The 12,953-nt window shown below is 58.7% G+C and carries 13 protein-coding genes and 2 pseudogenes; 14 read left to right on the top strand and 1 reads right to left on the bottom strand.

Going from position 1 to position 12,953, the window contains the following annotated elements; genetic code table 11:
• From trbB to BSG20_RS33370, 12 genes are all read left to right on the top strand, one after another.
• Positions 1–651: P-type conjugative transfer ATPase TrbB (gene trbB / locus BSG20_RS33425; protein WP_093041813.1), on the top strand; the 651-nt coding region annotated here is incomplete at its 5' end.
• A complete protein-coding gene (locus BSG20_RS33420; protein WP_072381371.1) occupies positions 641–1,033 on the top strand; it encodes a TrbC/VirB2 family protein in 393 nt (130 codons plus the stop codon). The genes trbB and BSG20_RS33420, both read left to right, overlap by 11 nt.
• A complete protein-coding gene (locus tag BSG20_RS33415; protein WP_072381369.1) occupies positions 1,026–1,325 on the top strand; it encodes a conjugal transfer protein TrbD in 300 nt (99 codons plus the stop codon). Before BSG20_RS33420 ends, BSG20_RS33415 begins: the two co-directional genes overlap by 8 nt.
• 10 nt (positions 1,326–1,335) lie before the next feature.
• The gene (locus BSG20_RS33410; protein ID WP_072381367.1) at positions 1,336–3,771 is read left to right on the top strand and encodes a conjugal transfer protein TrbE; all 2,436 of its coding nucleotides are present in this window, start codon (positions 1,336–1,338) and stop codon (positions 3,769–3,771) included.
• Complete coding sequence (trbJ, locus tag BSG20_RS33405) at positions 3,764–4,573, top strand: P-type conjugative transfer protein TrbJ (RefSeq protein ID WP_072381365.1); 810 nt, start codon at positions 3,764–3,766, stop codon at positions 4,571–4,573. The genes BSG20_RS33410 and trbJ overlap by 8 nt, the downstream gene beginning before the upstream one ends.
• A complete protein-coding gene (gene trbK / locus BSG20_RS33400; protein WP_072381363.1) occupies positions 4,570–4,773 on the top strand; it encodes an entry exclusion protein TrbK in 204 nt (67 codons plus the stop codon). The genes trbJ and trbK overlap by 4 nt, the downstream gene beginning before the upstream one ends.
• Positions 4,767–5,948: a P-type conjugative transfer protein TrbL gene (gene trbL, locus BSG20_RS33395; RefSeq protein WP_072381361.1), complete on the top strand. Its 1,182-nt coding sequence runs from the start codon at positions 4,767–4,769 to the stop codon at positions 5,946–5,948. The genes trbK and trbL overlap by 7 nt, the downstream gene beginning before the upstream one ends.
• A 22-nt stretch (positions 5,949–5,970) precedes the next feature.
• Positions 5,971–6,633 (top strand): conjugal transfer protein TrbF, encoded by a 663-nt coding sequence (locus tag BSG20_RS33390; RefSeq protein WP_072381359.1) that lies wholly within the window; start codon positions 5,971–5,973, stop codon positions 6,631–6,633.
• 14 nt (positions 6,634–6,647) lie between these two features.
• Complete coding sequence (trbG, locus tag BSG20_RS33385; RefSeq protein WP_072381357.1) at positions 6,648–7,478, top strand: P-type conjugative transfer protein TrbG; 831 nt, start codon at positions 6,648–6,650, stop codon at positions 7,476–7,478.
• 3 nt (positions 7,479–7,481) lie between these two features.
• On the top strand, positions 7,482–7,928 hold the full coding sequence (trbH, locus tag BSG20_RS33380; protein WP_072381355.1) for a conjugal transfer protein TrbH: 447 nt from the start codon (positions 7,482–7,484) through the stop codon (positions 7,926–7,928).
• A gap of 15 nt (positions 7,929–7,943) precedes the next feature.
• Positions 7,944–9,242, top strand: coding sequence for an IncP-type conjugal transfer protein TrbI (gene trbI / locus BSG20_RS33375; protein WP_072381353.1), 1,299 nt, complete (start codon positions 7,944–7,946; stop codon positions 9,240–9,242).
• A gap of 201 nt (positions 9,243–9,443) precedes the next feature.
• Complete coding sequence (locus BSG20_RS33370) at positions 9,444–9,743, top strand: transcriptional repressor TraM (protein WP_072381351.1); 300 nt, start codon at positions 9,444–9,446, stop codon at positions 9,741–9,743.
• Here BSG20_RS33370 and BSG20_RS33365 read toward each other — a convergent pair whose 3' ends face one another.
• The gene (locus BSG20_RS33365) at positions 9,744–10,448 is read right to left on the bottom strand and encodes an autoinducer binding domain-containing protein (RefSeq protein ID WP_072381382.1); all 705 of its coding nucleotides are present in this window, start codon (positions 10,446–10,448) and stop codon (positions 9,744–9,746) included.
• A gap of 283 nt (positions 10,449–10,731) precedes the next feature.
• Here BSG20_RS33365 and BSG20_RS33360 point away from each other — a divergent pair.
• Positions 10,732–11,925: pseudogene (locus tag BSG20_RS33360) on the top strand (RcgA family putative transporter); the annotation flags it as partial.
• A 77-nt stretch (positions 11,926–12,002) separates the two neighbouring features.
• Positions 12,003–12,953: pseudogene (locus tag BSG20_RS33355) on the top strand (IS5 family transposase); the annotation flags it as partial.

The raw sequence follows: 12,953 nt of genomic DNA, 5'->3' as shown, positions 1-12,953 counted from the left end.
TTTACGATCCGCCGGCGCGCTTCGCGGCTTATTCCGCTCGACGACTACGTAACCGCAAAGATCATGACGGAAGCGCAGGCTTCTATCATCCGGAGCGCCATCACCAACCGGCTGAACATTGTCATCGCCGGCGGGACTGGCTCAGGCAAGACGACGCTCGCAAACGCGGTCATCGCAGAAATCGTTTCCGCTGCGCCGGAAGACAGGATGGTGATCCTTGAAGATACGTCCGAAATCCGATGCGCCGCGGAAAATGCCGTCTGCCTCCACACGAGCGACGTGGTCGACATGGCTCGACTTCTCAAGAGCACGATGCGCCTGCGTCCCGACCGCATCATCGTTGGCGAGGTGCGCGACGGCGCAGCACTGACCCTCCTGAAAGCCTGGAACACGGGACACCCTGGAGGCGTCACGACGATCCATTCCAATTCCGCGATGTCGGCGCTTCGGCGCCTCGAGCAACTGACATCGGAAGCCAGTCAACAGCCAATGCAAGCCGTGATTGGCGAAGCGGTCGATCTCGTCATCTCGATCGAACGCGCCGGGCGCGGCCGCCGGGTGAGAGAGGTCCTCCATGTCGAAGGGTTCAACGGCTCGCGCTACCAGACAGAACACTATCCGCAGATCGATGAGGACAGTCATGCAGCATAATCGCTTTCTCCGTTTGGGAATTATCGGCGCATTGATTTGTGTCTCTCTCGCCGGCCCCGCACGCGCAGGTTCAGGCGGAAGCCTGCCGTGGGAAGGTCCACTCGAGCAAATCCAGCAATCGATCACTGGGCCGGTCGCTGGCTACATCGCGCTAGCCGCGGTCGCGATCGCCGGCGGTATGCTGATCTTCGGCGGCGAGCTCAACGATTTCGCGCGGCGACTGGTGTATGTGGTGCTGGTCGCAGGGATCCTGCTTGGCGCGACGACGATCGTCGGCCTCTTCGGCTCGACCGGCGCTTCGATCGGTGGCTCGTCTGTCGCCGAACAAACCGCGGTCCCGAATGCAAATCGGGTTGGGGGAGGGGAGGGGTGTCATGGCTGACGCCGGCACCGGGCTTCACCGCAACCGGATCCACCGCGCCTTGTCGCGACCGAACCTCTTGATGGGAGCGGATCGTGAGCTCGTGCTGCTGACCGGGCTAGCCGCAATCATTCTCATCTTCGTCGTGCTAACCATCTACTCGGCCCTATTCGGCATCGCGATCTGGATCGTGGTCGTCGGCGCGCTCCGCATGATGGCGAAATCGGACCCCATGATGCGCAAAGTGTATGCCCGCCATATGCGGTATCGGGCGTATTACCTCCCGACTTCCACGCCTTGGCGCCGATACTGAGGAGCTGTCGATGGTCGCTTTACGAACATTTCGATCGACCGGTCCGTCATTCGCTGACCTGGTTCCCTATGCGGGCCTCGTCGATAACGGCATCCTTCTGCTGAAGGACGGCAGTCTGATGGCCGGCTGGTATTTTGCCGGTCCTGATTCCGAAAGCGCTACGGATTTCGAGCGCAACGAGCTTGCCCGCCAGATCAACGCGGTTCTCTCGCGCCTCGGTACGGGCTGGATGATCCAGGTTGAGGCCGTACGCGTGCCGACGACAGAATACCCGTCTGCTGAACGCAGCCATTTTCCAGACACCGTGACGCTGCTTATCGACGACGAGCGTCGGCGGCATTTTGGACAGGAGCGCGGGCACTTTGAAAGCAGGCATGCGCTTATTCTGACCTATCGGCCGCCAGAGCGGCGCCGATCGGGACTGACCCGCTATATCTACTCGGATACCGAAAGCCGCTCAGCGAAATATGCCGATACCGCTCTCGATACGTTTCGGCGCTCAATCCGGGAGATTGAGCAGTATCTCGGAAATGTTCTCTCGGTGCAGCGCATGCAGACCCGAGAGGTTTCCGAACGGGATGGTGCTCGTGTTGCGCGCTACGACGAGCTCTTCCAGTTCATTCGGTTTGCCATCACCGGCGAGAATCATCCCGTCCGGCTGCCAGAAATTCCCATGTACTTGGACTGGCTCGCGACGGCGGAGCTTGAACATGGACTGACGCCGCGGGTCGAGGGCCGATTTCTTGGCGTGATCGCGATCGATGGGCTTCCGGCCGAGAGCTGGCCGGGGATCTTGAACAGTCTGAACCTGATGCCGCTGACCTATCGCTGGTCGTCGCGTTTCATCTTCCTCGACGCGGAGGAGGCCAAGCAGCGCCTGGAGCGGACCCGAAAGAAATGGCAGCAGAAAGTGCGGCCGTTTTTCGACCAGCTGTTCCAGACGCAATCGCGGTCGGTCGACCAGGATGCGATGGCGATGGTCGCCGAGACTGAGGATGCGATTGCCGAAGCCTCATCGCAACTGGTGGCCTACGGCTATTACACGCCTGTTATCATCCTCTTCGACGAAAGCCGCTCGGCGCTGCAGGAGAAGGCGGAAGCGGTGCGTCGCCTAATCCAAGCGGAAGGCTTCGGAGCTCGCATCGAGACGCTTAACGCGACCGACGCTTTTTTCGGCAGCCTGCCTGGCAACTGGTACTGCAACATCCGCGAACCGCTGATCAACACGCGCAATCTGGCAGACCTTATCCCGCTGAACTCTGTCTGGTCAGGGCAGCCCGCCGCCCCATGTCCGTTCTATCCGGTCGATGCGCCACCGCTCATGCAGGTGGCGTCAGGGTCGACACCCTTCCGACTGAACCTGCATGTCGACGATGTAGGCCATACGTTGATTTTCGGGCCAACCGGCTCGGGCAAGTCGACGCTCCTTGCACTGATCGCCGCGCAGTTTTGCCGATACGAGAAGGCGCAAGTTTTCGCCTTCGATAAGGGCAATTCGATGCTGCCGCTGACACTCGGGGTGGGCGGTGACCACTATGAGATCGGCGGCGAGAGCGGGGAGGGCGCCAATCTTGCCTTCTGCCCATTGTCCGAGCTTTCGACCGACGCCGATCGAGCTTGGGCCTCCGAGTGGATCGAGACCCTGGTTTCGCTTCAGGGCGTGACGGTTGCGCCAGATCATCGAAACGCTATCTCGCGGCAAATCGGATTGATGGCATCAGCGCCCGGCCGTTCGTTGTCGGATTTTGTCAGCGGCGTCCAGATGCGCGAGATCAAAGATGCCCTTCATCACTATACGGTTGACGGCCCGATGGGTCAGCTCCTCGATGCGGAAGAGGATGGTCTGACCCTTGGGCGCTTCCAGTGCTTCGAGATCGAGCAGCTGATGAATATGGGCGAGCGCAATCTCGTCCCGGTTCTAACCTATCTCTTCCGGCGGATTGAAAAGCGGCTTGATGGTTCGCCAAGCCTTATCGTTCTGGACGAGGCATGGCTGATGCTCGGCCATCCTGTGTTCCGTGACAAGATCAGGGAATGGCTAAAGGTCCTGCGCAAGGCGAATTGCGCCGTCATCCTTGCGACGCAGTCGATCTCCGACGCCGAACGCTCGGGCATCATCGACGTCCTGAAGGAATCTTGCCCAACCAAAATTTGCCTTCCGAACGGCGCAGCCCGGGAAATCGGCACCCGCGAATTCTATGAGCGGATCGGCTTCAACGAGCGGCAGATCGAGATTGTCGCAAACGCCATCCCGAAACGCGAATACTACGTGACCTCGCCCGACGGCCGCAGGCTCTTCGACATGTCCCTTGGTCCGGTCACTCTGTCGTTCGTCGGCGCTTCCGGCAAAGCCGATCTAGCACGCATCAGGGCGCTCTCGTCGACCCACGGCCACGAATGGCCGGGTCAGTGGCTCATCGAAAGGGGGACCAACCGCTATGAGTGAAGCAGTCAAGTATTTGAAGCTCAGCAAATCGCTAGTTGCGGGGTTGGTCGCCGCTGGCCTTGCCGCAACGCCCACGGTTTCCTTCGCAGGAGGTGCGGTTACCGGCGCGACCGAGATGACGCAGATGCTCAACAATGGCGAGCTTATCCACCTTGTTGGTCAGTCGACCGAACAGATCAATAACCAGATCAAACAAATCACTCAGCTTGCCGAGCAGATCCAAAACCAGCTCAATATCTATCAGAACATGTTGCAGAATACGGCCCAGCTCCCGAACCACATCTGGGGTCAGGTCGAAGGCGATCTGGATCAGCTGCGCGATATCGTCACTCAGGGTCAGGGCATCGCCTTTTCCATGGGCAACGCTGACGATCTCCTAAAGCAACGGTTCAAAAGCTACTCAGACCTGAAAACAAACCTGCCGAACGCCGAGAGCTTTTCGTCTACTTATCAGACGTGGTCGAACACGAACCGCGACACGATTTCCAGCACGCTTAAGGCTGCAAGCCTCACCGCCGATCAGTTCGACAGCGAAGAGGATACGATGGGCCAACTGCGATCAATGTCGCAATCGGCGGACGGCCAGATGAAGGCGCTTCAGGTCGGCCACCAGATCGCCGCTCAGCAGGTCGCCCAGATGCAGAAGCTCCGCGGCATTGTCTCCCAGCAGACCACAATGATGGGGACTTGGCTGCAAAGCGAACAGACGGACAAGGATCTCGCAGAGGCGCGTCGCGAGAAATTCTTCAATGCCGACGTCCAATCCATTCCCTCCGGACAGAAAATGGAGCCTCGCTGGTGACCCGCCCCGCATTGATTGCTTCTGTTTGCATCGTGATCGCAGGGATTGCTGCGATCACCGCCGTCGTTCTGATGCGTGGAGAGAGCTCCGCTCCGCCCCAGATGAGTGAAGAACAACGAGCAACACGCGAGAAGTTCTTTGGCACGAGCAAGGCGCTGCCGCCGATCGAAAAGGGTCAGGAGATGCGCCCGAGATGGTGAAGCGCGGTCGGAGAAGCACCATCCTAGTTGCGGGTATCGCCTTCCTTGCGTTGGGGGTGCCGGCTCTCGCCCAGCAAGGCCAAGTTCTGACGGAATTGGAAAATCAGGTCTCGACGGCCGCGAAAGGGTGGGAAACCACCGTCATGGATGCGGCGAAATCGTTGTTCTGGATCCTCGCAGGCATCGAGGTTGGCATAGCTGCCGTGTGGCTCGCTATCCAGGCAGCATCGCTGGACAGTTGGTTCGCAGAGCTCGTCCGGCGCATCATGTTCATTGGCTTTTTCGCCTTTGCACTCGCACAGGGTCCGACTTTTGCTAAGGCCGTCGTCGATAGCCTGTTCCAGATCGGCGCCGGCGGCGGCTCTGCGTCTCCGGCCGAAGTCTTCGACGCCGGCATTCGCGTTGCGTCTCAGATGTCAGAACAGGCTAAGTTCGGCGTCTTTGAGGACAATGCCCTGGCGATCGCCGCCGTGCTTGCCATGGGTATCGTCGTCATCTGCTTCTCTCTCGTTGCGGCAATATTCGTCTCGGTCATGGTCGAGATGTATGTCGGCCTGTTGGCAGGCATGATCATGCTCGGCCTCGGCGGCTCCTCCTTCACCAAAGACTTTGCGATCCGCTATCTCGTTTATGCCTTTGGCGTTGGGATGAAGCTTATGGCCTTGGTCATGATCGCCAAGATCGGCTCTAGCGTCCTGCTTGGGCTCGCGCAGGCTCCGACAGCCGAAAGCGACCAGTTTATCACCACGCTCGCGATTGCTGGCATCTCCGTCGTCGTCTTCATCATCGCGATGTACGTCCCGAACATCATCCAGGGTGTCGTACAAGGAGCCTCCGTCTCCGGCGGCATGGAGACAATCCGGCACGGCGGACAGGCGGCCTCGTTCGCAGCGGGCGGCGCGTTTCTCGGGGCCGGCGCGGTTGGCGTTGGTTTTGCGGCCGCGCAGGCAGCGCGGGCCGGTGGATCTTCGGCCGCTGGTTCAGTACTCCGAGGTATGGGCGCAAGTTTCAGCTCCGGTGCCATGGCTGCCGGATCCGCCGCCAAGGAGAAGGCAATCGGGTCACCCGGTGTCTATGCCGGCTCGATTCTCGGCCTGGCCAACGCCAAGCTCGATCAGGCAAGGGGCAATCCGCCCACTCCGGCGCCACCTCCGGAAAGACCGGACAAACCATAATTTCACGGACAGGATCACTCACATGGCAGGGCATCCCGCACCTGAGAACCCGTACCTTGCCGCGAGGCAGGAATGGTCGGAACGTTACGGCTCCTACGTCAAGGCGGCCTCCGCCTGGCGGGCCGTTGGAATCTTGAGCTTGGGAATGGCCGTTATCGGCTTCGGCTACGCGCTTTACCTTAGCACGCAGGTCAAGCTCGTCCCTTACATCGTCGAGGTCGACAAGCTTGGGAACACTGTTTCGGGCGGTTTCCCGCAGCAGATCGAATACGCGGACACCAGAGTCGTCCGAGCGACGCTCGGGAACTTCGTGACCAGCTTTCGTTCGATCACACCGGATGCGGTGGTTCAGAAGCAATATATCGACCGCACCTATGCCCTGCTGCGGACGAGCGATGCCTCGACGCAAAAGGTCAACGCCTGGTTCCGCGCCAACTCGCCGTTCGAAAAGGCGGTCAACGCGACCGTCGCGATTGAGGTGAACAACATCGTCGCGCTTTCAAACCAGACCTACCAGATCGATTGGACAGAGTACGAACGCGACCGGAAAGGCAAGGAAGTCGCGACCCGCCGTTTTCGGGGCATAGCGACCGTGTCGATCACGTCACCGCAGGACGAAGCAACAATCCGGCTCAATCCGATCGGCGTCTACGTGACCGATTTCGACTGGACCGCGCAACTTTAAGGGCAGGGACTGCAATGAGGACCAAACAAAAACACGCAGCCTTGTGCTGTATGCTGGCGCTTGCCGTATCGGCCGGTGTTGCTTCGACCTCCAAGGCTCAAAGTTTGACGAGCAATGAGGTGAAAGGGACGAACCTTTCTGGAAAATGGCGAGGTCAAGCCGGCCTGGTGACACGGGGACCGGACGGCAAGGTAATCTTTCTCTTCGGAGAGACACAGCCCTCGGTCGTCTGCTCGCCGTTGCAGGTCTGCGATATCGAGCTGCAGGGCGGCGAAATTGTCCGCGACGTTCTGGTCGGCGATACGGTGCGATGGAAAGTCGAACCCGCCACGTCAGGCGCCGCCAGCGGCCAGGCCATCCATCTGATCGTCAAGCCGTCGGAGCCTGGCCTCGTCACCTCCATGGTGGTGACGACTTCGCGCCGCACCTACCATATCCAGCTGAAATCGCATCCGACGCAATACATGGCACGGGTCGGCTTCGAATATCCCGAAGATGCCGCCACAAAGCTCTCCGATATCAATGCCCGCCTCCAGGCTATGACCGGGCCAGAGGGCGGTGTCGCTCCCGAACAGCTTGCCTTTTCCTATTCGTTGAGCGGAAGCGCACCTTGGCGGCCGAAGCGGGTCTATTCCGATGGACAGAAGACTTACATCCAGTTTCCGCGGGCAATCTCCGGTCAGGACGCGCCGGTTCTCTTCGTCGTCTCGGGTGGCCAGAGCCGGATCGTCAATTATCGGATGAAGAACGACATGATGATCGTCGACTATAAAATCGACAAGGCGATCTTGATTTCCGGGGTCGGCTGGAAACAGCAGAAGATCACGATCCGGCGGGGAGGGTGATCCATGCAGCTCTTTCGCCTCATTCCGATTGTCCTCGCCCTCAGCCTGGCTGGATGCCAGACGGCAACCGACGGACTGTCCACCAGCGCTGCACCCGCCGACGTCACCGGCTCCGCCGCGGGCGCTATCGCCGGCGACATGGCTGGACGGTTCGCCGAACAAGCCGGATCGACGGCCACTCCCATCAAACTGCACAAAGACACGTCTGAATTCTCCGTCGCACTCGAAGCTGCTTTGAAAGGTTGGGGCTTTGCCATCGTCACCGATGACAAAAGCGCAAGCGCAAAGGATGCGCCACAACCGGTCGAGCTGGCCTACTCGATCGCTACCGTGGACGGACAAGTGCTGGCGCGCCTTTCGACCGACACGATGGAGCTCGGCCGAGCTTACTCGGTCAGCAATGGTGTGGCGATGCCGGCAAGCCCCCTTTCCCTTATGAAGCGAAACTGACAGGCGGAGACGATCATGGTCCAATCGCTGCAACTGGGAACGCCCAATCAGTCTGCTGACGACAAAGGGATGAAGCGCCTCAATCGCGTGCCCCTATTCGTCGGCATCGGGATCCTGGTTCTGTTCCTTGCCGTTCTCGTTTACGGCCTTTCCTCACGCGGGCTGAGGTTCGGGCAGCACGACCCAAACGACGCTGGTTCTGTTACGCCGGCTTCGACCTTTGCCGATCAGCTAAAGCGGGGTGTCAAAGACGGAATTATCGGTGACCGGGAGGAACAGCAGCCGGCGTTTCAGCCAACTCCGGTCCCGCAACAGCAGGAAGCCGCCCGGCCGGCGGAGGCGCAGCCGAAGGTCGAACCACGGGAGCCCCGCAGCTCGCGCATGGAATCGGATGAGGAATGGAATGCTAGGATGCTTCGCGAACAGCGGGAACAGATCTTTCGCGAACAGCAACGCCAGCGCATGGCGAGCCTACAGGCGAGAGGGGCGGCCCTGGACTCTCCGCTGAAGGTCGACATCACCGATGTCACGGCACAAGGGTCGGGCGCTGCGTCTGCCGCACTGCGTCAATCGAACTCCGCGCCAAGCGGCGCGCAAGATCTCTATGCCGCAGCGTTGAGAGCGGGCGCTGCGGGTCAGGTCGATCAGAACGGACAAGCATCCAAGGAAGATTTCTTTAACGCGGACATCAAGGATCTCGGCTACCTGCCCAATCAGGTCGTGCCTCAGCAGTCACGCTACGAGCTGAAGCGGGGGTCAGTTATCCCCGCAACGTTGATCACCGGCATCAATTCCGACTTGCCGGGCCGCATCACTGCGCAGGTTAGCCAGAACGTCTATGACAGCGCGACCGGTCATTTCATGTTGGTGCCGCAGGGGACAAAGCTCTTTGGTCGTTACGACAGCAAGGTCTCATTCAGCCAGAATCGCGCTCTCGTCGTCTGGACCGATATCATCTTCCCGAATGGCTCGACTCTGCAGATCGGCGGTATGGCCGGGACCGACTCGGAGGGCTATGGCGGTTTCAGCGATAAAGTCGACAACCACTATCTCCGGACCTTCGGTTCGGCCGCGCTCGTCGCGCTTATCGGGACAGGGATCGACATGTCGATGCCTCAAAGCTCGACTCTTGCCACGCAAGACACGGCCTCCGACGCGGCGCGCCGGAATTTTGCAGAGACATTTGGGCGTGTCGCCGAACAGACCATTTCGAAGAACCTCATCGTCCAACCGACAATCAAGATCCGACCCGGTTTCCGGTTCAATGTCCTGGTCGACCAGGACATCATTTTTCCGGGTAATTACAGCAACTGAGGTATGAGCACGATGGCGGGTGACGTTCAGGCGACGGACACCGGCTCCGTCAACCAAAAAGAGTTGCTGCAAAACTGCAGTGGATGAGTCCCGAGCCAATCGCTAAAATAACTCCCAAGGCCGTACGCGCTGCATTGCTCGATTCTCAGACGAGCAAACAAGGCGTACACCGCAGGCTGAGCCTGGGCGTTGGGAGATCTTATGGGTTACGAGAGAAATGACACTGCCACGGACATCGACCTGCGGCCGATCATCGGATTGCTCTCCAACGAGCCCGAGCAAGTTGTCGAAATCCTGACGGTCGGCGCGATAAAGAAACATCGCAAGCTTGTCGACCGCGCCGAGAGAATGTTCCAGGTCGCTCATGCCGGTTACCGAGATGACGTGAAAGAGCCTGGTGACGCTCACCTAGCCTATCTGGAGGCGACGATCGAAATGCATGCGCAGATGTCTGCACTCACGACAATTCTCAACATTCTGGGGCGAACACCGAAAGTCTGATCAAATCAGGCCACGCCGAATTGCCAGAGCCACGAGCTGCGTGTTGTTGCAGAGGTCATATCGCCGTCGTGCCTCGGCGAGCGCAATGCGGACGGTATTATATTTGACCTGCTCGATATCGGCCGTGTCTTCCACCGTTTTGCCGAGTGAAAGCCATCGCGTGTAGGTCCCTTCCTTCGGAGAGAGGTAAAACGGTTCCTGGATTGAAGGCGTTACCTTTAGCTGCCCGATGCGGGCATGTAGCTGCCCAACCGCAGAGGATGCAGCGATCGGATCGATTTCGTCCTGCGCGGTCAGAATCGACTTTGGAGAGACGAAGCTGAGAACCGAGATGGCGCCACTGGAAATAGCGATTGGAATGGTGATGCCTGAACGAATCCCGAACTGCGCTGCAGCTTCATAGAAAGTCTGGTCTTCCTCCGGCTGCGTCCCCGTTTGTGGGGTACCTGACCAGATAAAGGCGCGGCGCGATTGTTGGGCACGCTTGATAATCGGATTTCGTCGGTCCAGGTCCAACTTTCGGCTTCGTTTCAGCCAATCGGGATGAAGGTTCGATATCACGTAAGAGTCGCCCGGCAGCAGTTTGGCATGGTCGTAACCGGAAAATTCGAACCGTTCTGCCAAATCCGCCAGAGCGGCCTTCAGCGTTGCATCGTCATGCGCGACAGCGCTGATCTCTAGAAGCCCCGCGACAAGTTGGTTCATCCAATCCCCTTCCATTCGGTGCTGCTCTCCTGTCCCGGAGCGGCTCATAGCGACGGTAGCGGAACGCGGTTCTGCTCCTGTCCGGCCCCTTCTGCCAACGCTAACGAGCGCAGCGCGCGGGCGGTTAACTCAGCCTCAGGTTGATTTACCAATTTGGTCATCTCGACCACTCACTATGAGTTTGCCCTAAAATTTTCCAACCTGAATTCGATAACCGGCGATTGAGTGATTTGGCACGATGTAATATGAAGTGCGGCGAAACGAAATCAGAACTGGTAATCGATTGTTTCAGAACGGAAAATTATTTCTACCACCTCCAAATGACGGCAGTGACTGGAAGGAATTGTTCAAGAAACTGGCTGCGGCGGGCGCAGGCAGAGCACTCGGTGAAGACGGATTTCCCGCGGGCCCGTGGACGCCCGAACTGCTCGCCGCGGCGATTTCACAGATCGATTCGAACCGCTCTGGGGTTGATCTGAGGACGGTGCAGCTTTGGTTTCAGGAGAATGACAGGGGAATTAGCGCGACGAACATTCGTTGGCTCGCGAGGGTTTTTGGGTGCGATGATCCGGAGGCCACGGCTGCATGGCAGGTCGTGCTAAGCGCGGCTCAGGCGCGGCTGCAAGCCAAGAGACGGGAGGTGAAAAAGGCGGATAGCCTTGCTCCAGGAACCCCAGATGTGCCGCCAGACCCCACGGTTGACCACGAGCAGTGGTCACCGGTTAAGTTTACACCCGATGCCGAACCCGAAGCCGATCGGAAGAAGCAGCGCTTCAGTTTAGCGCGAAAATCGGAGACCCTTTTTAGCGGCGGCTCGCCGCTGAACTTGCCCGCGTCTGTGTTTGCAGGCGCCTCCGCTCTCGGTTTTCTGTCCTACATCGTGGGGATCCACAGCGCCGTTTACCTCCGCGCGGATAACATTGCGAAAGAGGTTGGATTTCTCTGGGCACCGAATTGGACGCTCCTTTTCATGGTGCTCTTGCCGCTGTTTTTCGCACTGGTCACCGAACTGCTCGCTTTTTGGACAAGTGAGGGGCGCATGAAGCTGTGGACGTGGAGCGACACGACCACAAGCGACGATGACTGGGCACGTAATGTGGAAGGGTCCTCCTTTTCATTTTGTGCAGTGTTCCTGATCTGTGTGCTGTTCGCCGGTGTTTTCCAATGGATTGGCGTTTGCCTGATCCCATTGCTGGAAGGCGGAGCAGACTACGCAACAAGCTGGGGCACGCTGGCAATTGTGCGACCGGAGGTCATTTCGGTCCCGGTGTCGATCGCGTTTACGGCCCTCGCTTACCTCTATATGTGCCTCTGCTTTTACCTTTTTTTTGCCGGGCTCATTTTGCTCCACACCATGATCCATGATCTCAGGAAAATTGACCTTGAAGCAAAGATCCTGCAGCAGGTTGGATCTCAAGGCGAAGTCCATGAGCTTTGCTTGAGATTAATGCGTGGGATTTTTCGTTGCACAATTCTAGCAGGCTGTTGAAAAAGGCCCTGGCGCATAGGCTCTGGTCGTGATTCACTCGCTTTATTGCGATTTGGAGCTGATGGATGCGCGGCGGCGATGTGAGGACAGGCGAACTCTTCAGCTATGTTGATCTGGAGGATCGTGTTCGAAAAGATCATCCTCTACGGGCTATCCGGCAGATCGTGAACGAAGCGCTCGTTTCACTGGAACGAGATTTGGCAGCACTTTATTCACCGATCGGGCGGCCGTCGATCGCGCCTGAGAAGCTTCTGCGCGCCATGCTTTTGCAAGCCTTCGATGGAGCGGCTGGAATACGACCTTCTGTTCCGCTGGTTCGTTGGCCTTGGCATTGACGATCGAGCTTGGGACCATTCGGTGTTTTCGAAGAACCGCGACCGGTTGCTGGAAGGCGACATCGCCGCGAAGTTCCTGGTCGCAATCCTTTCGCAGCCCAAAGTAAAGCGGTTGCTGTCAACGGACCACTTCTCTGTCGATGGCACGCTGATCGAAGCCTGGGCATCGATGAAGAGCTTCAAGCCGAAGGACGGCCCCAGGGGCGATCATGGCGAACCACCGTCGGATGCGGGCGGTCGGAATAAGGAAGCAGACTTCCATGGCGAAAGACGCTCCAACGAGACGCATGCTTCAACGACCGACCCAGATGCAAGACTTTATAAGAAGGGTAAAGGCAAGAAGGCCAAGCTGTGCTTCATGGGCCACGGGCTGATGGAAAACCGCCATGGCCTGCTGGTCGATGCCTATCTGACAGAGGCCAGCGGATATACTGAACGGGTAGCGGCGCTGCACATGATCGAGCCCTTCACTGAGCGGCCACAAGCGATCACGCTAGGTGCCGATAAGGCCTATGACACAAAGGACTTCGTCAAAGATTTTCGGTCGATGAAGGTGACGCCGCATGTGGCGCAGAACGTCAATGGTCGCCGCTCGGCCATTGATGGGCGCACGACGCGCCATTCCGGCTATGGGATCAGCTTACGCATCCGCAAGCGCATCGAGGAGGCGTTCGGTTGGAT

It is taken from the genome of Rhizobium tibeticum, assembly GCF_900110205.1.
Classification (GTDB): domain Bacteria; phylum Pseudomonadota; class Alphaproteobacteria; order Rhizobiales; family Rhizobiaceae; genus Rhizobium; species Rhizobium tibeticum.
Note: the sequence above shows the minus strand (reverse complement) of the source record. Positions and strands in the feature narration are given on the sequence as shown.